15 protein-coding genes are annotated in these 22588 nt (G+C 68.7%); 12 read left to right on the forward strand and 3 right to left on the reverse strand.

Going from position 1 to position 22588, the window contains the following annotated elements:
* Positions 1-34 precede the first annotated feature (34 nt).
* The 5 genes from R2910_10940 (at position 35) to R2910_10960 (ending at position 6555) form a co-directional block, all read left to right on the forward strand.
* Positions 35-700 carry an ABC transporter ATP-binding protein gene (locus tag R2910_10940; protein ID MEZ4413489.1) on the forward strand — a complete coding sequence of 222 codons (666 nt, stop codon included), beginning with the start codon at positions 35-37 and terminating at the stop codon, positions 698-700.
* A gap of 12 nt (positions 701-712) precedes the next feature.
* The gene (locus tag R2910_10945; protein ID MEZ4413490.1) at positions 713-2077 is read left to right on the forward strand and encodes a sigma-54 dependent transcriptional regulator; all 1365 of its coding nucleotides are present in this window, start codon (positions 713-715) and stop codon (positions 2075-2077) included.
* A 3-nt stretch (positions 2078-2080) separates the two neighbouring features.
* A complete protein-coding gene (locus R2910_10950; GenBank protein MEZ4413491.1) occupies positions 2081-3466 on the forward strand; it encodes an ATP-binding protein in 1386 nt (461 codons plus the stop codon).
* Between the two features lie 87 nt (positions 3467-3553).
* Positions 3554-3904, forward strand: coding sequence for a PadR family transcriptional regulator (locus R2910_10955; protein ID MEZ4413492.1), 351 nt, complete (start codon positions 3554-3556; stop codon positions 3902-3904).
* On the forward strand, positions 3901-6555 hold the full coding sequence (locus R2910_10960) for an ABC transporter permease (protein ID MEZ4413493.1): 2655 nt from the start codon (positions 3901-3903) through the stop codon (positions 6553-6555). Before R2910_10955 ends, R2910_10960 begins: the two co-directional genes overlap by 4 nt.
* Before the next feature lie 42 nt (positions 6556-6597).
* Here the strand turns inward: R2910_10960 and R2910_10965 are convergent, their stop codons facing one another.
* Positions 6598-8103 carry a DUF1254 domain-containing protein gene (locus R2910_10965; protein MEZ4413494.1) on the reverse strand — a complete coding sequence of 502 codons (1506 nt, stop codon included), beginning with the start codon at positions 8101-8103 and terminating at the stop codon, positions 6598-6600.
* Positions 8104-8306: 203 nt separating this feature from the next.
* On the opposite strand from R2910_10965, the gene R2910_10970 reads away from it, so the two are divergent.
* The 7 genes from R2910_10970 (at position 8307) to R2910_11000 (ending at position 19599) form a co-directional block, all read left to right on the forward strand.
* The gene (locus R2910_10970) at positions 8307-8645 is read left to right on the forward strand and encodes a PadR family transcriptional regulator (protein MEZ4413495.1); all 339 of its coding nucleotides are present in this window, start codon (positions 8307-8309) and stop codon (positions 8643-8645) included.
* 3 nt (positions 8646-8648) lie between these two features.
* On the forward strand, positions 8649-11345 hold the full coding sequence (locus R2910_10975) for an ADOP family duplicated permease (GenBank protein MEZ4413496.1): 2697 nt from the start codon (positions 8649-8651) through the stop codon (positions 11343-11345).
* 84 nt (positions 11346-11429) lie between these two features.
* Positions 11430-13928 carry an ABC transporter permease gene (locus R2910_10980; protein ID MEZ4413497.1) on the forward strand — a complete coding sequence of 833 codons (2499 nt, stop codon included), beginning with the start codon at positions 11430-11432 and terminating at the stop codon, positions 13926-13928.
* A gap of 12 nt (positions 13929-13940) precedes the next feature.
* Positions 13941-14936, forward strand: coding sequence for a serine/threonine-protein kinase (locus tag R2910_10985; protein MEZ4413498.1), 996 nt, complete (start codon positions 13941-13943; stop codon positions 14934-14936).
* A 149-nt stretch (positions 14937-15085) separates the two neighbouring features.
* Complete coding sequence (locus R2910_10990) at positions 15086-16462, forward strand: ABC transporter permease (protein ID MEZ4413499.1); 1377 nt, start codon at positions 15086-15088, stop codon at positions 16460-16462.
* Between the two features lie 228 nt (positions 16463-16690).
* Positions 16691-17320 carry an ABC transporter permease gene (locus tag R2910_10995; protein ID MEZ4413500.1) on the forward strand — a complete coding sequence of 210 codons (630 nt, stop codon included), beginning with the start codon at positions 16691-16693 and terminating at the stop codon, positions 17318-17320.
* Positions 17321-19323: 2003 nt separating this feature from the next.
* Positions 19324-19599: a hypothetical protein gene (locus R2910_11000; GenBank protein ID MEZ4413501.1), complete on the forward strand. Its 276-nt coding sequence runs from the start codon at positions 19324-19326 to the stop codon at positions 19597-19599.
* Between the two features lie 49 nt (positions 19600-19648).
* Here R2910_11000 and R2910_11005 read toward each other — a convergent pair whose 3' ends face one another.
* Both R2910_11005 and R2910_11010 read right to left on the reverse strand, forming a co-directional pair.
* Entirely contained in the window at positions 19649-22309 is a 2661-nt protein-coding gene (locus R2910_11005) for an ABC transporter permease (GenBank protein ID MEZ4413502.1), read from the reverse strand.
* A gap of 3 nt (positions 22310-22312) precedes the next feature.
* Positions 22313-22588: PadR family transcriptional regulator (locus tag R2910_11010; protein ID MEZ4413503.1), on the reverse strand; the 276-nt coding region annotated here is incomplete at its 5' end.

Below are 22588 nucleotides of genomic sequence, written 5' to 3' on the forward strand. Positions count from 1 at the left end.
ATTTCCGACTCCTCATTACTCCGGCAGGATTCTCGTGATCCGACTCGTCAACCTCGAGAAGACGGTCCCCACCCGACCGTCACCGACTTACCTGCTCCGCCAGATCACGATGTCGGTGTCGCGCGGTGAGTTCGTCACCATCATGGGTCCGTCGGGCGCCGGCAAGTCCACGCTGCTCTCCATTCTCGGCATGCTCGACGCCGACCACAGCGGAGAGTTCTGGTTCAACGACCAGGCGGTGCACGCGTTGTCGCCCAGGAACCGGCACGCCCTGGCGCGGGCCTCGATCGGGTTCGTCTTCCAGAAGTACCACCTCCTCGACGACCTGACGGTCGCCGAAAATCTCGACGTGCCCCTCGGGTACCGGAACGTCCCGTCGAAGGAACGTCAGGCCATCGTGGCCGACACGCTGGACCGGTTCAACATTGTCGGGAAGAAGGACCTCTTCCCGTCCCAGCTTTCGGGCGGCCAGCAGCAGCTGGTCGGCGTGGCCCGCGCGGTCATCGCCAAGCCGGCGCTGCTCCTGGCCGACGAGCCGACCGGCAACCTCCACTCCGAGCAGGGGCGCGAAATCATGGAGCTGTTCCGGACCCTCCACCGCGCCGGCACCACGATCATCCAGGTGACCCACTCCCACGAGAACGCCCAGTATGGGGACCGGATTGTCCGCCTCAATGACGGATGGCTCGTGACGGAGTAGATTCCCTTCCTGATGGGAACTCAAGCGCCCCGCATCCTCGTCGCCGATGACCAGGCGGACATCCTGCAGGCCCTCCGCCTGCTCCTCCGGCAGGAGGGGTTTGCGGTCGAGACGGCGGCCTCCCCCGCCGGCGTGCTCGCCGCGCTGGAGCGCTCGGAATTCGACGCCCTCCTGATGGACCTCAACTACACCCGTGACACCACCTCCGGCCGCGAAGGGCTCGACATCCTCGCCCGGATCCGTCAGCTCGATGCGTCCCTCCCGGTCGTCGTCATGACGGCGTTTGGCAGCGTGGAGGGCGCCGTGGAGGCGATGCGGCAGGGCGCGCGGGACTACCTCGAGAAGCCGTGGGACAACACCCGGCTCGTCGCCCTGCTCCGCACCCAGGTGGAACTGGGCCGCGCCCTGCGCCTGGGCCAGCGGCTCGAGGGTGAAAACCAGGCGCTGCGCGGCGCGGGCATTCCTGATCTCGTGACCGAATCGCCCGCGATGCGCGCCACCGCCCGGCTGATGGAGCGGGTGGCGCCGTCCGACGCCAACGCGCTGATCCTTGGCGAGCACGGCGTCGGCAAGGAGATTGCCGCGCGCTGGCTGCATGCCGCCAGTGAGCGCGCGGGCCGGCCGATGATAACCGTCAACGTCGGCGGGCTCTCCGAGGGGGTGTTCGAGAGCGAGTTGTTCGGACACCTCAAGGGGGCGTTCACCGACGCGAAGACCGACCGCATCGGGCGCTTCGAGCTGGCGGATCGCGGCACGCTCTTCCTCGACGAGATTGCCAACATCACCCCCAGCCAGCAGGCCAAGCTCCTCCGGGTGCTCAATACCGGGGAGTTCGAGCGGGTTGGCTCCTCCCGGACCAGGACCGTGGCCACCCGCGTGTTCAGCGCAACCAACGCCGATATCCGCGGTGAAGTGGCGGCCGGCCGGTTCCGGGAAGACCTGCTCTACCGGCTCAACACGGTCGAGATCGTGATTCCCGCCCTCCGTGACCGCCGCGAGGATATTCCCCATCTCGCCGCCTATTTCCTCGCCAAGTACGCGGCGCACTATCGGAAGCCGATCCAGGGTTTCGATCCCGACGCGATGGCCATGGTGCTGAGCTACGGATGGCCCGGCAACGTCCGGGAGCTCGACCACGCCATCGAGCGTGCCGTGCTGCTGGCCGACGGCGTGCAGCTGCGCGTGAGCGACCTGTCGCTGGCGCCGCAGGAGAGCGCGAGCGTCCAGCTCGACCAGATGACCCTGGAGCAGGTGGAGCAGGTCCTGATCCAGAAGGCGCTGGTACGGACGGGGCACAACGTGTCGGAGGCCGCCAAGGCACTGGGGCTCAGCCGCAGCGCGATGTACCGGCGGCTGGAGCGGTACGGACTGCAGTAGGCCGTGATCTCCCAGCCCTCACGCCTGGTGGCGATTGCGGCCGCGGCGGCCCTGCCCGCCGTGGTGGTGGCGCTTGGGCTACTCTGGTTTGGGCCGTATGAACCGCGCCTGCAGTGGAGCGCCACGCTGGCCATCTTCGCCTGCCTGTTCGCGGGCCTGACCATCCTCCACACCCGCGTCATCCGCCCGCTGCAGACCATCTCCAACCTCCTGGCCGCGATGCGGGAGGGGGATTTTTCCCTCCGCGCGCGGACCCTCGATCCCGACGACGACATCGGCCTGCTCTACCTCGAGGCGAACGCGCTCGCCGACCTGCTCCGCGGGCAGCGGCTCGGCGTCATCGAGGCGACGGCACTGGTGCGGACCGTCATGGCGGAGATCGACGCCGCCGTCTTCACCTTCGACGACGCCACCGGCACGCTGGTGTTCGTGAACCGTGGCGGGGAGCGGCTCCTCGACGAGTCCGCCAAGCGGCTGGTGGGGCGGCACGCCTCGGCGCTCGGTCTCGCCGACTGCCTCGAGGGAGAAACACCGCGCGTGCTCGACCAGCGCGGCGCGTACGCCAACCGATGGGAGCTGCGTCGCAGTTCATTCCGGCAGGACGGTCGCTCCCATACGCTGGTGCTGCTGACGGACGTGCACCGGGCGCTGCAGGCGGAGGAACGCGAGGCCTGGCAGCGCCTCATTCGTGTGCTTTCGCACGAGATCAACAATTCGCTTGCGCCGATCCGGAGCTTTGCCGGGTCGCTGCGGGCCCTGGTCGATCGGACCGCACGCGACCCCGAGAGCGACGCCGATCTCCGCGAGGGGCTCTCGGTCATCGAGCAGCGGGCCGAATCGCTGGGCCGCTTCATTGCCGCCTATGCCCGCCTCGCGCGGCTTCCCCGCCCAGTCCTGCGGCCGATGTCGGTGTCCGAATGGGTGTCGCGGGTCGTGACGATGGAGGCGCGCCTTGCCGTGACCATCACGCCGGGCCAGGACGGCGAGGTGATGGCCGACCGCGACCAGCTGGACCAGCTCCTGATCAACCTGGTGCGGAACGCGGTGGACGCGGTGGCGGACACCGGAGGCGGGGTCGAGGTGCGATGGGAGCTCCGCCGGGACGAGGTGGAGCTGGTGGTGGAGGACGAGGGGAGCGGGCTGGCGGGGACGGAGAATCTCTTCGTGCCCTTCTATACCACCAAGCCCGGGGGCTCAGGCATCGGGCTGGCGCTGTCCCGGCGCATCGCCGAGGCGCATGGCGGGACGCTGGTGCTGGAGAACCGGGGGGACGTGACCGGGTGCCGGGCCATCCTCCGGTTGCCGAGGGCGCCGCAGTTCCGGGAGACGGCGGGGGCGTTCCGGTCGGGGAGCTACCAGGCGGTGAGCCGACCCCAGCCTCTCCAATAGTCGGGGTGGAAACCTTTTGGGGACTTGGAGCGTCTACTACACATAAGATACTAAGGTATTAGACAGTCACCCGTCGCCGAGGTTGCTGTGGCCCACCCACCGATGACCCTCCTCAAGGGCACGCTCGACGTCCTGATCCTCAAGACCCTCGGCTGGGGCCCCAGCCATGGGTACGCCATCTCACGCTGGATCCAGCAGTGCACCGGTGATGAGCTCCACATCGAGGAGGGGGCGCTCTACCCCGCGCTCCGCCGGCTGGAGGAGAAGGGGCTGCTCGAGTCCGCCTGGCAGACCACCGCGACCGGGCGCGAGGCGAAGGTGTATACGCTGACCGCGAGCGGGCGCCAGCAACTCAAGGCGGAGGTGACCGCCTGGAGCCGATACGTATCGGCCATGACCCGGGCCCTCGAGGCGCGCCCCACCGGGGCGATCGCATGACACGCCGGAAGCCGTCTGATCCCCTGCCGCTGTCCAACCAGAAGCCGGTGGACGAGGATGTGCGGCGCGAGCTCGCGCAGCATATCGAGTTTCGCACGGAAGAATTGATGGCCGAGGGGTGGACCGCCGAGGATGCCCGCGCGGAGGCGCTCCGGGCGTTCGGCGACGTGGCCGCCATTGCCGACGAGTGCCGCGAAATCACCGTCCGGGACCGGCGCAGCCGGCGCCGGGACGAGTGGTTCGGCGCCCTGATGCACGACGCGCGCTTTGGGTTCCGCATCCTCCGCCGGTCGCCCGCCTTCACGCTTGGCGCGGTGCTGACCCTTGCACTCGGCATTGGCGCCAACACCGCCATCTTCTCGGTGGTCAACGGCGTCCTCCTGCGCCCGCTGCCGTACGACCACCCCGAGCAGCTGGTCCGGGTGTTCGAGACGAGTGAGCGCGGCGGAGCCTCCGACCTCGCCGAACCGAACTTCGACGACTGGCGCGCGCAGGCGCGGTCGTTCGACGGCATGGCCGCCTACTACACGAGCATCGGCACGCTCCTCGGCGCGGACATCCCCTCGCGGGTCCGCGTCACGGCGGTGTCGGAGGACTTCTTCCGCGTCATGCGGGTGCAGCCGGTGGTGGGACGCCTCCCGGCACCCGACGAATTCCAGGTCGGGGCGCCTCCCGTCGCGGTGGTCAGCTACCGGTTCTGGCGGGACCGGCTCGGCGGTACCGACGACCTGGCCAGCCGGCGGCTCCGCGCCGAATTCGACTTCCAGGTCGTGGGGGTCCTGCCGCAGGGCTTCGGTTTCCCCGACGAGAGCGACCTCTGGTTCCCGATCAACCTGTGGGGCCGAAACGAGAGCCGTACCGCGCACAACTTCTCCGTCGTGGCGCGGCTCAGAGCCGGGCTTCGTCCGGTGGATGGCGACCGGGAGCTCGACGCCCTCACCGCGCCGATGCGGGAGCAGTACCTGCCCGACTTCGACGCCGTCGGGGCCACCTTGGTGCCGCTGCGGGAGCTTGAGGCGGGGCCGCTCAAGGAGCCGCTCTACCTCCTGCTCGGCGCCTCGGGACTGCTCCTGCTCGCGGCGTGCACCAACCTGGCCAGCAGCATGCTGGTGCGCGGGTCGGCGCGCGCGCACGAACTGGCCATCCGCGCCGCCATCGGGGCCGGCCGCGGCCGCCTGATCCGACAGGTCTTTACCGAGAGCATGCTGATTGCGCTCCTCGGGTGCGCAGCGGGTCTCGTCGTTGCCCAGGTGGTGCAGCGTGGCCTCCTCCTGCTGGCGCCCGCCGGGATGGTGCCCATCGAGGGGGCGCCGTTCGACCTGCGCGTGCTCGGGTTCTCGCTGCTGCTCACGCTGCTGACGGCGGTGCTGTTCGGCTTGTGCCCGGCCATGCGGATGTCGGGGGTACGGCCGGCCACGGCCATGCGCGAAGGCACCCGGCACAGCGGTTCACGGAAGAGCCGGCGGCTCTGGTCCACGCTGGTGGCCGTGGAAGTGGCGCTGGCCGTGATGCTGCTCTGCGGCTCGGGGCTCCTGCTCCGATCCTTCGCCGCCATCACCCGCATCGACCCCGGGTTCCGCGCCGAGGGGGTCATCACCGCGCTCCTCGACCTGCCGGACGCCGGCTATCCGGATGTGCAGCAGGCGGTGGCCTTTCACGATCGACTGCTCGCGGCGCTGGCGGATGCACCGGGGGTGGTGGCGGCCGGCGTGACCAACCGATTGCCACTCGAGGGAAATCAGCCGAGCGGCGCCATCCAGGTGGAGGGGAAGCCGACGCTGCCGGCGGGGCCCTTTACCGGCTACGCCATCTACCGGACCGCCAGCCCCAGATACTTCGAGGCGATGGGCATTCCCCTGCTCGCCGGACGGCCCTTCAACGACCGGGACCGGGCTGGTGCCCCGCGGGTGGTGATTGTCACCAAGGGACTGGCCGAGCGCGAGTGGCCCGGCGAGGATCCCATCGGCAAGCACTTCCGGGTGTACGGGATGGATGGGGGAGAGGAGCCCTACGGGACGGTGATTGGCGTGGTCGCCGACATTCCACATGGCGCCCTCACCGGCGAGCGACGCGAGGCCTACTGGTATCCCTATTCGCAGAACCCCTACCGCACGCGCTCCATGAAACTGGTGGTGCGCACGGCGGGGGACCCCGCCGCGCTGGCGCCGATGCTGGCCAAGGTGGTACACGACATCGACCCGACGCTGCCGCTGGAGTTCCGCACCATGCAGGAACGGCTGGCGTCCACGATTGCCGACCGGCGCTTCACCATGGTGGTGCTGGCTTCCTTCGCCGTCGTGGCGCTCCTGCTGGCGGCGCTCGGAATCTACGGCGTGGTGTCGTACACGGTGGCCCAGCGGACCCGCGAAATCGGGATTCGCATTGCCCTCGGCGCCGAGCCGTCGCGCGTGCAGCGCCTGGTGCAGGGAGGCGCCATGGCGGTCATCGGCATCGGTATCGTCGTGGGCGGGGTTGGCGCCGTGGCGGGCACCCGCCTGATGCGGGCGCTGCTCTACGGCGTGGAGCCGGGGGACGCGGCGACGTTCGGGTTCGCCGTCGGACTGCTGCTGCTGGTGGGGTTCCTGGCCAGCTGGTGGCCGGCCAGGCGGAGTGCGGGGATCGATCCCGCCGTCGCGATCCGTGCGGAGTAGGGCGAGCCTACTCCGCTGGATCGGACCGCACGAGCGTGTTGCCTACTTCGCCAACTCGATGTTGCCTGGCCGCCAGGTCTTGTTGATCCACGGCTCCAGCGGACCATACATGCGCAGGATCGCGAACCAGCTCTTGCCGGGGTTGGTGGCCAGCCAGTTGCCGGCCTCTCCCGCCGGGGCTTTCGGCGCGAAGTAGAGGTCGTACGAACCGTCGGCGTTCTTCTTGATGCCCTTGGACTGGCTGCCGACGGTCGGGAAGAGCTGACTGGTCTGCAGCTGGGTGCGGGTCTGGGTGTCGTAGAGCGTGACGGCCCAGAAGTCGTTGACAGGGACGTTGGGCGGCAGGTGCAGCCGGTAGGTCTTGGAACCGTCGAATGGCTGCTTGTCGGCATCCAGAAAGGCCAGGGCGTAATCGGAGCCGGCTCCCGGAATCGTCAGCGCCATGGCCGGTGTTACCCCGCCGGCGTTGTAGTAGAAGAGCACCCGCGCATCGAGGCCCATGGCGCCGTCGGCCTCAAACGAGGTGTTCTTGTTTGCGTATCCCATGACCCAGTTGAGGTCGGTGCCGGGGTAGATGTACACCCCGCCGATCCGGGGGTCGTACGTGATGGAGCGACCGGCGGCGTTGCCGAGCGTGGCCGCCTCCGTCAGCAGGTTCTTCATCCGGGCATCGGGACTGAACGGCTGGCCCTTGACGATGCCGATGGCGGCCAGGTAGCCGCGCACCTCTGGCCCGATGGCGTCGATCGGCTCTTCCTGCACGATGGTATTGAGAAGCTCGAAGTAGGAGAAATCGCTCGGGAAGATGGTGGTGAATGTCCTGCCCGACATGTTGATGAACTCTGTCGGCGCGGGATTGGCCGCATCCTTGAGCGGATAGACCCGCAGGCCCTGCTTGAAATTGTCGGCCGCGGCCTTCAGGCCATCCTTGATCGAGCCGCGCAGAAAGAGGAAATTCTTGTTGGTCGACGGCTTCAGCAGGAAGTATCCCTCAGGCACGGCGCCGGTGTATCCCGGCGGCAACACGAGGTACTTGCCCCCCTTGCCCCTGTCCGGTCCGGCCAAGCCGATGTTCCCGACGAATCGTTGCCAGCCGTCGTCGAGAAAGCCAAGCATGCCCGGCGGAACCTCGATGACCGTCGGCCCGTCGTTGGCCAGGTCGGTGCCGGAATAGGCATACATCGTCGACGTATTGGAGGTGATGACCGGGGTCCGGGAGTCCATCAGCTGTTCCCAGATGGCAATCTTGTTGGGCGCGTCGGCGCCCTGATCGGCAATCGCCGCGAGCACGGCATAGATCGATACTGCGCCGAGGTTGTCGAGGTAGACCCCGAGGCCGCGCGAGCGGTCGAGATAGTCATAGACCAAGTCGTTCGTCTTGCCAACCGGGACGCCGTCGAAGAACTCGAGTGTGCCGGCCACGGTCTCGACCTTGTCCGGAATCGATGCCGCCTTCATGTCCTGCTTGTATTTCGCGGTCTCCTGCGCCTGCGCCGTCGCAACATTGAGCATACCGGCGAGCGCGAGCGCGATGAGAGGTGCTTTCATGAATGGTTGCTCCAGGGGGGGGGATGGGTCGCTGGTCGTCGAAAGTAGGCAGACCTCGAAGTCGTGGCAAGAACGCATGGAGCTTCGCGTGGTACCGTGGCACTGCCTGCATGTTCCGCAGGCCGCCAGCCCCGGCGCCTGAAACCAGAATCAGGGCATTCCCGTATACCTCAACATTGATGGTATAACCTGTTGAGGTATCTATGTCAGACGAGCTCGACTTGCTGCAGGGAACCCTGGATGTCCTCGTCCTTCGCGCCCTAAGTCATGGTCCCAGGCATGGTTACGCGATTGCCCAGTGGATCCAGGACAACTCCGACGGCACCTTCAGAATCCTGGACGGTGCGCTCTACACCTCGCTTCATCGGATGGAGGAAAAGGGGTGGGCCGATGCGGAGTGGGGCACCTCTGAGCGGGGAAAGCGCGCCCGGTTCTATGAACTCACGCCCGCGGGACGTGCCGAGTTGCAGCTCCGCACCACCCGGTGGGAGCGGTACGTGAACGCGGTGGCGCATGTGATGGCCGCCCCGGCACGGGCCTGACCGATGCCGCGCCCCACGCCGGCCTGGCGCCGCTATCTCCGGTTCAGCGGTCCCGACATCGCCTCCGACATCGACGAGGAACTCGCCTTCCACTTCGAGGAACGGGTGGAGTCGCTGGTGGCGGAAGGGCTCTCCCTTGCAGACGCTCGCGCCAGGGCGTCCTCGGAATTCGGCGACGTCGCCACGACGCGCGGACAGCTCCGCACCATCGACGCGCGGATCCATGAACGTCGCACCTCCAGCCAGCGCCTCCGAGTCCTGCGGGACGAAATCCGGCTGGCGCTCCGCCGGCTCGCCCGGACGCCGGCCTTCACACTGCCAGCCGTGCTCACGCTCGGCCTGGGTCTGGCCGCGGCGGCCATCGCCTTCACCCTTCTGCAGGCGGTGTTGCTCCGGCCCTTGCCGTATGCCGAGGCGGAGCAACTGGTGTCGCTCGCCTCGCCGATGCCCAAGCTGAACAGTGTGTGGGGCATCGCGCGCCACCAGCTTCCCTACTACAAGGAGAATGTGCGCGCCTTCGAGGACATGGCGCTCTACCGGGTCACCGCGGTCACGATTGCCGGCGAGGGCTCGTTCCACGCCGAGCGAATCCGGGCCGCAAGTGTCAGCGCGAGCATCTTCTCGACGCTCCGCATCACGCCGGAACTCGGGCGACTCCTCCGCGCCGAGGACAACCTGCCGCGTCGCGGCACGGTGGTGGTGCTGGGTCACGACTACTGGATGCGCCGCTTCGGCGGCGATCCACGCATCATCGGGCGGCTGCTCACCGTGGACGGCACCCCGCGTGAAGTCGTGGGGATCACGCCGGCGGGCGCGTCGCTGCCCGATCAGCGGGTGGATATCTGGATGCCGGACTACATCGATCCGGCCGCGGCGCCACAGAACAATCATGTGCGAAACGCAGTGGCGCGGCTGCGCTCGGGGTTTACGGCCAGCGACGCCGAGTCACAGATCGTCCCCCTCGTGACACGCATGGACGAGATCTTCCCCTCGGCCTATCCCAACCACTGGATCCGGGAGTCCGGATTCCGGACCTCGGTGACGCCGTTGCGCGACGAGGTGGTCGGGCCGGCGGTGGCCCGGGCGCTCTGGATCCTCTTTGCGGCCGTGTGGCTGGTGCTCGGCGTCGCAGTGGTCAATGTGGTGAATCTCGTGATGGCGCGGTCGGACTCGCTGCGGCGTGAAATCGCGATGCGAACGGCGCTGGGTGCGTCGCGGTCAGTCCTGGCGGTGCAGTTCGTCACCGAGGGACTGGTGCTCACGCTTGTCGCCGCGCTGTTCGCGACGGCCGTGGCGAGCCTGGCGCTCGCCGGACTCCCCGCCGTGGCGGCGGACACGCTTCCGCGGCTGGCGGAGGTGCATCTCGGATGGGAGACCGTTGCCCTGATCATCGGGGTCGCATCGTTGATCGGCGCGGCGCTGGGCCTCATCCCGCTCGCGCACGCGAACGCCAATGCCCTCGTGCTTCGCGAGGGCTCGCGCACGCTCACCTCGTCGCGCGCCCGCACCGCGCTCCGCAGCATCCTCGTCGTCGCGCAGGTGGCGGTGACGGTTGTCCTGCTGGTGGGGGCGGGGGTGCTCCTGCGGAGCGGCATGCGTCTGCGCGCGGTGGACGCCGGCTTTGAGCCCCGCGGAGTCATCGGCCTCGACATCTCGCTCTCGCCGGCGGCGTATCGCGGCTACGATGCGCCGGCTGAGCTGTATCGCCGGCTCGCGGAACGCCTCGGCGAGGTACCCGGGGTGCAATCGGTCGGTCTTGCGGAGGCGCTCCCGCTGTCGGGAGATCAGGGCTGCACCGGAGTCACCGCCGCCCCCGTGGGCGAGCTGCCCGCCCGCGGCCGCTGTGTGGCGACGATGGCCACGTCGCCCGGCTACTTCGAGACCATGGGCATCGCGGTGCGGGGCCGCACACCCGACTGGGCCGATGCGGCGCAGCACCTTGGGGGTGTGGTCATCTCGCCGGCGCTGGCGCGGCGCCTCTGGCCCGACGAGGATCCCATCGGACAGCAGATGCGCTGTTGTCGGGACGACGGCCACTGGGACCGGGTGGTCGGGGTGACGGGCGAGGTGCACGCGACCTCCCTCGACGCCGCCCCCGATGAGATCGCCTACTTCGCGATCGTGCCGCCGGACAGCGCGCCGACCAACAACTGGCCGCTCGACATGCACCTGGTGGTCAAGGCGCCGACGCTGGGTGCCGCCGCCGTGCAGCGCATCGTGGCGGACGCCATGTCCGAGCTCGACCCGACGGTCCCCGTCTCGCCGGCCAGGCCGGTGACCGACCTGGTGGCGGAATCGATGGCCCGCCGGACCTTCACGCTGATGCTGATCGGCGCTGCGGCGCTCATGGCACTGCTGTTGAGCGTGGTCGGTCTCTACGGCGTCATCGCCTATGTCGTGGGGCAGCGGGAACGCGAAATCGGAGTCCGGATGGCAGTGGGCGCCAGCATCCGTCAGATCGGGGGGCTGATCCTCGGGCAGTCGTTCCGACTGATCGGGGCGGGGGTCGTAATTGGGCTGGCCGGGGCGCTCCTGGGCACGCGGGTATTGGAGTCGATGCTGTTCGAGGTGAGCCCGACCGATCCGGCGGTGCTGGCCATGGTGGTGGCGCTCGTGGCGGCGCTCGGGCTGGGGGCGAGCGCCGTGCCCACGGCGCGGGCAATCAGGGTCGACCCGGCCACGACACTCCGGGGAGACTAGCGGGCCGACGGGGGGACGTCCAGTTTTGCAACCTTTTGGGGACCTCATTCGTCTAATAGAACTGACCCCATAAAGGACACCCCCTTGGGCAACATCCGTCTGGCCCTCCGTCATCTCCTGAAGAGCCCCTTCGTGACGGGGGTCGCCGTCGCCTCCCTGGCCCTCGGGATCGGGGCCAACACCGCCATCTTCTCCCTGGTCGACCAGATGCTCCTCAGGCCCCTGCCGGTGGTGGAGCCGGGGCGCCTGGTCAACTTCAAGGCTCCCGGGCCCAATCCGGGGTCGCAGTCGTGCAGTCAGATCGGCGAGTGCGACGAGGTCTTCTCCTACCCGATGTTTCTCGACCTCCAGCGGGAACAGCAGGTGTTCACCGACATCGCGGCGCACGTGAGCTTCGGGGCAAACCTCTCCGCACAGGGCCAGACGCTGAGCGGCGAGGGACTCCTGGTGTCGGGCTCCTACTTTCCGGTGCTTGGGCTGGTGCCGGCGCTGGGCCGTCTGATCGGCCCGGACGACGCCGACGTGGTCGGCGACGGCCGGGTGGCGGTCCTGGCGTACGACTACTGGAAGGGCCCCCTTGGCGGCGACCCCGACGTCCTCTCCAAGACCCTCATCGTCAACGGCCAGTCGCTCGAGATCATCGGGGTGGCCCCCCGCGGGTTCAAGAGCACGTCGCTCGGTGTCACCCCGCGGGTGTTCGTCCCGATCACCCTGCGCGCGACCATGATTCCCGGGTGGGGGAACGAGGTGATGGAGCGTCGTCGGGCTTACTGGGCGTACCTCTTCGGGCGGCTCAAGCCCGGCGTGTCGATCGAGCAGGCGTCGGCGTCCATCAACCCCCAGTACACTGCGATCCTCGAGAATGTGGAAGTCCCCCTCCAGCAGGGGATGAGCGACAAGACGATGCAGGAGTTCCGCACCAAGACGATCGTCCTGACCCCCGGTTCGCTGGGTCAGAGCTCGGTTCGCACCGAGGCCTCCACGCCGCTGAGCATGCTCTTCGGGATCACCCTGCTGGTGCTGCTCATCGCGTGCGCCAACATCTCCAACCTCCTCCTGGCCCGCGGGGCCGCCCGCTCCGGGGAGATGGCGGTGCGGCTGGCCATCGGCGGGTCCCGGTGGCAGCTGGTGTCGCAGCTGCTCACCGAATCGATCATGCTCGGCGTCCTGGGGGGCCTGGCGGGCCTCGGGGTGGCCGTCCTGACCCTCCGCGGGATGAGCTCCATCATGCCGCAGGATTCGGCGTCGACCTTCGTGCCCCATCTCGACGGAACGGTCATCGCCTTCGCCGCCCTGCTGGCGATCGTCACGTCGGTGCTCTTCGGACTCTTTCCCGCCCTGCACGGCACCCGGCCCGACCTGATCGCGACCATTCGCGAGCAGGGGGGGCAGCCCGCCGGCGGCCGGGCGGCGGCCCGCTGGCGGACGGGCCTCGCCACGGCGCAGATCGGCCTGGCGCTGGCGCTCCTCGCCTCGGCGGGGCTGTTCACGAAGAGCCTGATGAACGTGACCCGGCTCGACCTCGGCGTGCAGGTGGACCACGTGGCCACCTTCGGCGTCTCCCCCGAGCTCAACGGCTATCCGGCCGAGCGCTCCCGGCAGTTCTTCCAGCGGCTCACGGATGAACTGGAGCAGACCCCCGGGGTGGTGAGCGTCTCGGCCGCCATGGTGCCGCTGATCGGCGGGAGCAACTGGGGCAACGACGTCGGCGTGGAGGGCTATCCCAAGGGCCCGGACGTCGACAACAACTCGCGCTTCAACATGGTCGGGCCCGGGTACTTCGAGACGGTCGGCATCCCGGTGCTCATCGGGCGCGAATTCACCCGCTCCGACGTGCTCGGCGCGCCGAAGGTGGCGGTGGTGAACCAGGCGTTCGCGAAGAAGTTCAATCTCGGGGCCAACCCGGTCGGCCGCCGGATGGACCAGGGCAACGACAGCCTCGACATCGAGATCGTCGGGCTGGTGCAGGACGCCAAGTACAGCAACGTCAAGACCGACATCCCGCCGCTCTTCTTCACGCCCTACATGCAGAACGAGCGGGTGGGCGCCCTGTCCTTCTACGTGAAGAGCCAGGCGGAGCCGGGCACCCTGCTGCCCGTCCTCTCGCGAGTGGTCAAGGGGCTCGACGAGAACCTGCCGGTGGAAGAACTGCGCACCATGCCGGAACAGATCCGGGACAACGTCTTCCTCGACCGCTTCGTGACGCTCTTCTCGGCGGCCTTTGCGCTGCTGGCCACGCTGCTGGCCGCCATCGGCCTCTACGGGGTGCTGGCCTACACGGTGGCGCAGCGGACCCGCGAGTTCGGCGTCCGGATGGCGCTGGGCGCCGACCCGGCGCGGGTGCGGGGGATGGTCCTCCTGCAGGTCGGGAAGATGACCCTGATTGGCGGCGCCGTCGGGCTGCTGGCGGCCTACGGCATCGGCCGGGTGGCGCAGTCGCTGCTGTTCCAGATGCAGGGGAGCGACCCGATGGTGTTCGTGCTGGCGTCAGTGGCGCTGGCCCTGGTGGCGTTGGTCGCGGGGCTGATTCCGGCCTACCGCGCCTCCCGGCTCGATCCTGTGCGCGCCCTGCGGTACGAGTAGAAAGGCCGACCCGTGGACCAGCTCCCGAACTCCCAGCGCGACGCCCTGCAAGGGGTGCTCGGCGCCGCCTTCACGCTCGAGGACGAGCTGACCGGCGGGGGGATGTCCACCGTCTACAAGGCGCGGGACAACGCCCTGCAACGGGCCGTCGTCATCAAGGTGCTGCCGCCCGACCTGGCCGCGGCCGTTTCGATGGAGCGGTTCAAGCGGGAAATCCTGGTGTCGGCCGGCCTCCAGCATCCGCACATCGTGCCGGTGCTGAGCGCGGGCGAGGTGGACGGGCTGCCCTTCTTCGTGATGCCCTTCATCGACGGGGAATCGCTGCGCAGCCGCCTGGCCCGCGGCCCCCTGTCGGTCCGCGAGGCCGTGAATGTCCTCAAGGATGTGGCGCGCGCCCTCTCGTACGCGCACACCAACGACGTCATCCACCGGGATATCAAGCCCGACAACATCATGCTGACGGGTGGCACGGCGGTGGTGACCGACTTCGGCGTGGCCAAGGCGCTTGACGCCTCCCAGACGCCGAGGCGGCGGCGGACGGGGAACAACATCTCGCAGGCCGCGGTCACGGCCACGGGGCTGGCGGTCGGCACGCCGGCCTACATGGCGCCGGAGCAGGCGGCGGGCGATCCCAACACCGATCACCGGGCCGACTTGTACGCCCTCGGCGTGGTCGCCTGGGAGATGCTGACGGGCACGGCGCCCTTTGCGGGCCTCTCGCCGCAGCAGGTCATGGCCTCGCACGTGACGAAGACGCCCCCCTCGGTCGCGACGCGTCGGTATGACGTGCCGCAGGCGTTTTCCAGGGTCATCGACCAGCTCCTGCAGAAGGAGCCGCGCAACCGCCCCAAGTTTGCGGCCGACCTGATCCGGATGCTGGACGATCCGGCGGTGATCAGCGGGGAATATGGGACCGTCCCCAGGAGTGGCTGGAAGCGGTGGCGGGTGCCGGCACTGATCGGCGGGCTGGTCGTGGCGGCGGGGGCGGCGGCGCTGCTGCTGCTCTGACGGGGGCGCAGTGGGGGAGAGGCGGCGGGTTGGGTTGCTTCCTGCACCCCTTCCCCTTAACATTTGATGGGAAGCCAAGGTTCGCACCGGTCTCCAACTGGTGTGCGGGCCGCACCGCCACGAGACCCGAGACAGCGGAGGAGATCCCGATGAGTCCATTTCCCGGATTCCGCCGGATGTTTCGAATCCACCGGCCGGAGGACGCGGCGAAGATGGTCGACGACGAGCTCCGGTTTCACTTCCAGATGACGATCGAGGCGCTCATGGCCGAGGGACTGGATGCCGCCGCTGCCCGTGCGGAGGCCGAACGGCGATTCGGTGACATCGACGCGACCCGTGAGGGGCTGACGGCGCTCGACCGGGCGCGCACCATCGGGGAGCGACGTGGGGAGTGGTGGGCCGGGCTGGTCCAGGACCTTCGGTACGCGCTGCGCGGCCTGCGGCTCCGCCCCGGCTTCGCGGCGGCCGTGACGCTCACCCTCGGCCTCGGCATCGGCGCCAATGCCACGATGTTCGGCATCGTGGACCGCTTGCTCCTCCGGCCACCCGCCTACCTGGCGCGCCCGGCCGATGTGCACCTCACCTACTTCGCCCGCACCTTCGATGGGGTCGAGCGGTTTCAGCTGCATACGAGCGTCCCCCGCCTGCGCGACCTCCAGCGCTGGACTCGATCGTTCGACGAAATCGCGGCGTACAGTTCCTCACCCTGGGCGGTAGGTGCGGGAGCGGATGCCCAGGAACTGTCCGTCATGTCGGCGAGCGCGAACTTCTGGCAGCTGTTCGACGCGCGGCCGGTTCTGGGCCGCTTCTTCGATGCGGAGGACGATTCGCTCCCTGAGCGCTCGCGGGTCGTGGTGGTGGGCTATGGGTACTGGCAGAGCCACCTCGGCGGTCGTCGCGATGTGGTGGGCGACGAGCTGCGGCTGGGGCGGCACGTCTATACGATCATCGGTGTGGCGCCGGCCGGCTTTGCGGGCCTTGACCTGGAGGTGCCCGCGGCCTTCGTCCCGCTCACCGCGGGTGCCTACGGCGAGGAATTTGGTGGCGACACCCGAGCGGCCACCAGCTACGGATACGGCTGGTTGGCAGTGGTGGTCCGCCGGCGGCCTGGCGTCAGCATCGAGGCGGCCACCGCGGATCTGTCCTCGGCGTTTGTTCGCAGTTTTGAGGCGCGGCGGGTGGAACAGCCATCCCTCCCCGCCGAGGTGGTGCGGCCCCACGCCGTGCTGGGGCCGGTGCAGCGCGCCGGCGGACCCAACTGGTTCGAACACGGCCAAAGTGTCGCTGTGGCTGCTGGGTGTGGCAGGTGTCGTCCTGCTCATCGCTTGCGCAACGTCGGGAACCTCCTGCTGGCCAGGACCATTGGGCGGCGTCGGGAAATCGCCGTGAGATTGGCGCTCGGCGTCAGCCGTGCGCGACTGCTACGGCAGATCCTGGTGGAAGCCTCCTGCTCGCGTTGCCGGAGCTTCCGGCATCCTGCTGGCCCAGTTTGGTGGTGGCATCCTGGGGGCCACTCTTCTGACTGATGTGACTCGGTCAAGCGCGCTGACCGACGGGCGCATCCTCGGGCTGACGGTGGCGCTGGCGCTCGTGGCGGGTCTCCTCACGGGCGTCGTTCCGGCGTGGCAGGCGGGGCGTTCGGACGTGGCGAACGCCCTCAAGGCCGGCGTGCGGGAAGGGACCTACCAGCGCTCGGGGTTCCGCACCGGGATGCTGGTCCTCCAGGTCGGACTCTCCCGTGGTGCTGCTCGTCGGTGCCGGGCTCTTCGTTCGCAGCCTGCAGCGGGCTCTCATCTCCGCTCGGTTTCGATCCGGAGCGGGTGCTGTACGTCGACCTGCAGATGCGGGAGGTGGCGCTCGATTCGGTGGAGGGGCTCCAACTGCGCCAGCGCCTGCTGGCGAGGGCGAGCGCGCTGCCGGATGTGGAGCACGCGTCTCGCCAGGTGACCGTTCCCTTCTGGCGGACCTGGGACGAGGACTTGTTCGTCGCCGGAATCGATTCGGTCCACAAGCTCGGCCGGTTTGAAATCCAGGGCGTCACCCCGGACTATTTCGCCACGATGGGGACCGCCCTCGTGCGGGGGCGGGGGATTGAGGATGCCGACCGCCAAGGAACCCAACGTGTCATGGTCGCGAGCCAGTCGATGGCGGATCTGCTATGGCCCGGGGACGAGGCGATCGGCAAGTGTGTGCGGGTCGGCGCGGACTCGGCGCCGTGCACGTACGTGGTCAGGACCTGCGGACATCAAGACGAGCAGCCTGGCGAACCCACCCCGGTCTACTACCGGCCGGTCCGACCAGATTGCGCCCGAATCAAGGGTGGTCTCTTCGTGCGGGTGCAGGGATCGGCCGCGGCCCGCGGCCGAGGGTGCGTCGCGCGCTGACACCGGTCATGCCTGGGGCGTCGTACATCACTGTGATGCCGCTGGACCAGATATTGGGGCAGGAGCGGCGGGCGTTTGCGCTGGGGGCGACGATGTTCACGGTGTTGTTTGGCGGGTTATACGTTGCTGCTCGCCGCGTGGGGCTCTACAGCGTGATTTCCTGGGTGCTGCAGCGTCGCCACGAACTCGGCGTGCGGGTGGCTCTCGGCGCCCGCGGCGGCGGAAGATATCCTCCGGATGGTGGTCGGCGAGGATGCGGCTGGCGACTGTGGCGGTGGCGCTGGGGCTCTGGTGGCATGAGCCGCCGGCCGGTGGATGGCCCCGCTCCTCTTCGAGACGTCACCACACGATGTCCCGATCTTTGGCGGGGTCGCGGTGGTGCTCCTGCTGATGCGCTCGTGGCCAGCGTGATTCCGGCGCCGTGCTGCGCAGGTGGATCCCAACATGGCGTTGCGCGCGGACTAGCGTGTCGGTCCCGGCCGACGGGACGCCGGCCAGGCCTCACCCTCCACTCCTTCAACGCCCCGCTTCAGGGCGTTTTTTGTGTCCCAAGAGCGCCGCCCGGTTCCGATCGGGGCACACATTCTCCGCGTGGAGAAGCCGCACCCCTTCTGAACATTAACTCCCGAGTCGCACAAGGGAGGCACCCATGTCATGGCCGCGCCGGCTCTTTCCGAACCACCTCCTTCTTGCCGCCCGGTGCTCACCGCGCCGCGCTGTGGGCGCAAGCCGTCCTTGGCCCAATAGCTCATCCTCATTCTCTCTGACGATTTCGGCTACGGCGACGCCGGCGCGTACGGTAGCGGCGAGAACCAAGGATGCCGACTCCTCGCTCGACCGGATGGCCGCCGAGGAATGACCTTCCTCTCGTTCTGCAGCCGAGTTGCACGCCCGGGCAGGCCGCGGTCCAGACCGGCCGCATTCCCAACCGAAGCGGGATGACCGTGGCGTTCCAGGGCCAGGGGCGGCGGGCTGCCGGCCGCCGAGTGGACGCTCGCCTCCCGTGCTGAAGACGGCGGGTACAACACCTTCTTTACCGGCAAAGTGGCACCTCGGTGAGGATGACTACGCGCTGCCCGGCCCAGGGATACGACGAAATGCGCTACGTGGGGCTGTACCGCCCGAACGCCTACACCTACGGCGATTCGACCTGGTTCTGATATGAGCCCCGAGCTGCGCGCCATGTTCAACAAGGTGACCAAGGAAGTGCGCTCTCCGGCGTGGCCGGACAGCCCGCCCATGAGCTTCAAGATCAACGGCCAGTATGTCAACACGCCCGGGGAAGGTGTCGTCGGCATCATTCTTCGACGAATACGTCGAGAAGGCGGCGATCGAATGCCTCGAAGGCGCGAAGTCCAAGACGCGCCGTTCTTCATGAGCCACGTCCAACTTCGCGAAGGTGCACCGGTATACCGGCGCGGGTCGTCCACAAGTCGCTCTCCAAGACCAAGTATGCGCCGGTGCAGGTGAGCGAAACGACGCGCGGATCAGTGACATCATGGATCAGACCGGAAGCTGGAGCCTCGAGAAGAACACCTACATCTTCTGGACCAGCGACATTGGCACTCCTGGCAGGACATCCACACGATGCCGGATACACGCCGTTCCGCGGGACCAAGGGGACGGTCCACCCGAGGGCGCCAACCGTGTCCCCGGCGATCGCCTGGGGCCAGGGGATCAAGGGCGGCACCCGGAACTCCGACATCGTGGGTGGGCTCGACTACATGGCCACGTTCGCGAAAATGGCCGGCATCCACCCTGCCCACCAACGATCGCGAAACCCAAGCCGATCATCTTCGACAACCTTGACATGAGCCCGCTGCTCTTTGGCTCCGGCACCTGGGCGCGGAAGAGCTGGTTCTTCTTCACGGAGAATGAGCTGTCGCCCGGCGCCGCCGGGGTGGGCAACTACAAGGCGGTCTACAACCTCCGGGGCGACGACGGGCAGGCCACCAAAGCGCGCTCGCGGTGGACAACCTTGGCTGGAAGGGGCCGACGAGTACGTGGCCACCGTGCCGCAGATCTTCGATCTCTGGCAGGATCCGCGGGAGCGGTACGACGTCTTCATGAACAATTACACCGAGCACACCTGGACGCTGGTCACCTTCAACCAGGCCATCAGCGACCTGATGAAGAGCTACGTCAAGTACCCGCCCCGGAAGCTGCAGAGCGAGGTCTACACGGGGCCGATCGAGATCACGAAGTACCAGCAGTTCGAGTGGCTGCGCCAGTCGCTGTCGAAGGACGGCATCAACCTGACGATGCCGTCGGGGAACTGAAGCAGACCACGAACGCATGCGTCGCTGAGCGCGCGCGGGGTGTCGCACCTCACTCCGCGCGCAGGGTGACAATCGGGTCCACGCTTGATGCCCGCCTGGCCGGCGCCCACGCGGCCAGGACGGCCACGAGGGTGAGCAGCGCAATCACGGCCAGGTACGTCAGCGGGTCGAGCGCGGTTACACCGAACAGCATGGACTCGATGAGCCGAGTGGCCACGGCCGCACCAGCCACCCCGATGGCGGCCCCAACCAGCGCCAGCCCAAGTGCCCGCCGGACGACCTGGCCGACGATGCTGGCAGGTGTCGCCCCCAGGGCGGTGCGGATCCCGATTTCGCGGTACCGTTCGGTCACGCTCCCGGAAATCACGCCGTAGAGCCCGATGGCGGCCAGGAGCAGGGCGGCGGCCGCGAACACTCCGATGGCGGAGCGCACAAACTGCCGGTCGGCGGCGGAGGCCTGGACGTAGCCCGTCATCGTCTCGACGCGCGGAATCGGTACGTTCGGATTCACCTCCCAGACCGCATGCCGGAGCGCCGGCACGAGCTCCGTCGGCTCCCCGGTCGACTGCACGATCAGCGTCGCCACGCGATCGGTCCAATTCCACTGCCCGGAGGCGACATAGAACGCGTCGGGGGCCGCCAGGGCGAGCGAGTATTGGCGGACGTCGCCGACGACTCCCACCACGGTGCCCCAGGGCGCATCATGACCGACGGAGGGCCCGAACCGCATCTGCTGGCCGATCGGATCCTTGTCGCCGAACAGGCGGCGTGCAAAGGAGGCGCTCAGCACCAGGCTGCCGGGCCCGCCGGGGCGATCGGTGGCGTCGAGGAGCCGCCCGCGCAGCAAGGGAATCTGCATCGTGGTGAAGTAGTCGGGGGTCACGGCGTAGCGCGCCGCGCTTCCGCTGTTCTCCGCGCGCAGTTCGGGCAGCGACTGCGCCTCGTAGCCGTACTCGTCGGTTTCGCCGGAGAGCGGGAGGAGGCTCGTGAACGCCGCCGTGGTGACCCCGGGCAGGGTGCGCACCGATTCGATCGTCCGAGCATAGAACTGCAATCGTGCCGCATCGGAATCGAATTCGTGACCGCTCGCCACGACCTGCAATGTGATCAGGTGGGACGGGTCGAACCCCGCGTCCACCGCCATCAGGCTCCGGCCGCTCCGGAAGAGGAGCCCGGAGCTCACCAGGAGCACCAGCGCGAGGGCAATCTCGGAGACCACCAGGACCCGGCGCGTGCGGCCTGGGCCCGCCGTGGTGCGCCGGGAGCCGCCCATCCCTCCGCCCGTTGCCCCGGCGCGAATGGCGCCGAGTGCTGGGGCAACCCCGACGACGATCCCGACGATCGTGGTGAGCGCGAAGGCGAAGGCAAGGACCGACGCGTCCAGCCGGATCGCTTCCACATGCGGCAATCCTGGTGGGCTGAGGGCGACCAGTGCGCCTACCCCCACGGCAGCGATCATCAGCCCCAGGACGCCACCCAGGAGGGCGAGCGCCAGACTCTCGGTCAGCAGTTGCCGGAGCAGGCGCGCGCGCCCTGCTCCCAGGGCCAGGCGCATCGCGAACTCGTCGTGGCGCTGCGCGCCCCGGGCGAGCAGGAGGTTGGCGACGTTGACCGAGACGATGGCGAGCAGCAGCAGGACCGACGCGATCATGGCAACGAGCGCCGGCCGGATGCTCCCGGTCACTGCCTCCCGGAGCGGGCGGACCACCATGCCCTGCGAGAGATCGGCCCACTCGGGCCGGCTGAATTCGGGCCGCGGGGCCTGGCCAATGGCGAGGAGCTCGCGGTGCGCGTCGTCCGGGGATGCGGCTGGCGCGAGGCGCCCGACGATGCGGTAGTGGTGGCCCCACATCCGGGTCTGGAGGTCGGCTGTCGGTTGTTCCCGGAGCGGCCGCCAGACGTCCACCGTGGGCCCGAGCGGGTTCGCAAAGTCAGGCGGCATGACGCCGACGACCACCGCGGGGTCTTCGTCGAGCAGGATTGTCTGGCCCACGATGGCACCGGCACCGCCGAAGCGACGCTTGGCGAGCCCGTCGCTGATGATCACCACCTTCGGTGCGCCAGGCACCTCGTCAGCTTGCGAGAAGCCACGCCCCGCGGACGGAGTGCTGCCGAGCAGGGTGAAGTAATTGGACGTGACCGCCTGCCCGGGCAGCAGCTCCGGGTCGCCGCTTCCGGTCAGCGACGGCCGCCACGCGTCGGTGGCGGCGAGCGACGCGAAGGAGTGACTCCGCTCCCGCACCTCGGCGAAGGTGCCGAGCGTCGCCGGCAGCGGCGTCCCGTCAGAGGTTCGATCGTCGACCGTGACCAGTTGGTCGGCCTGCGGGAAGGGCAGGGGGTCGAGCAGGATGGGCCGCACCGCACTGTATACCGCGGTGCTCGCGCCGAGCCCGAGGGCCAGTGTCCCGACGACGGCCAGGGTGAAGCCCGGATTCCGGCGGAGCCCCCGAAGCGCATAGCGAACGTCCTGCAGGGTGGTCTCGATCGGGTGCTCCCACCCTGAGGAGCGCACTTCTTCACGGATGGTCAAGACGGTTCCGTTCTCCAGGATGGCGGCGCGTCGGGCGGCATCGGCGGACAATCCCCGGGCGGCATGGTCGGCGGCCGCCCGTTCGAGGTAGTCCGCCACCTCGTCGTCCACGTCGGCGTCCACCCGGCCTGACCGGACGAGCGCGCGGAGCCCCTGCGTCAGCCGTCGCCAGAGCGCCATCGCTCAGCCCTCGGCCTTGAGCAGGCGCAGGACGGCCTCCGAGCGCCGCTTCCAATCGGCGGCTTCCTCGCCGAGCTGCTTGCGTCCGGCGGGCGTCAGGGAGTAGTAGCGGGCCCGCCGCGCGCTCTCGGTCTGGCGCCACTCGGCCCTGGCAAACCCGGCCCGTTCGAGCCGCTGCAGCGCCGTGAGGAGGGAACCGGGATTCACCTTGAACACGTTCCGGGTGATCTGCTCGATCCGGCGGGCGATGCCGTAGCCATGCAGCGGCTCGAGACTGAG

The sequence above is a fragment of the Gemmatimonadales bacterium genome (assembly GCA_041390145.1).
Classification (GTDB): Bacteria; Gemmatimonadota; Gemmatimonadetes; order Gemmatimonadales; family GWC2-71-9; genus SPDF01.

What these genes read in the sequence shown, in the direction of transcription:
- R2910_10975 (MEZ4413496.1), top strand. Translation starts at nt 8,649, where the DNA reads ATGCCGCGCCCCACGCCGGCCTGGCGCCGCTATCTCCGGTTCAGCGGT.
- R2910_10945 (MEZ4413490.1), top strand. Translation starts at nt 713, where the DNA reads ATGGGAACTCAAGCGCCCCGCATCCTCGTCGCCGATGACCAGGCGGAC.
- R2910_10970 (MEZ4413495.1), top strand. Translation starts at nt 8,307, where the DNA reads ATGTCAGACGAGCTCGACTTGCTGCAGGGAACCCTGGATGTCCTCGTC.
- R2910_11005 (MEZ4413502.1), bottom strand. Translation starts at nt 22,309, where the DNA reads ATGGCGCTCTGGCGACGGCTGACGCAGGGGCTCCGCGCGCTCGTCCGG.
- R2910_10965 (MEZ4413494.1), bottom strand. Translation starts at nt 8,103, where the DNA reads ATGAAAGCACCTCTCATCGCGCTCGCGCTCGCCGGTATGCTCAATGTT.
- R2910_10960 (MEZ4413493.1), top strand. Translation starts at nt 3,901, where the DNA reads ATGACACGCCGGAAGCCGTCTGATCCCCTGCCGCTGTCCAACCAGAAG.
- R2910_10990 (MEZ4413499.1), top strand. Translation starts at nt 15,086, where the DNA reads ATGAGTCCATTTCCCGGATTCCGCCGGATGTTTCGAATCCACCGGCCG.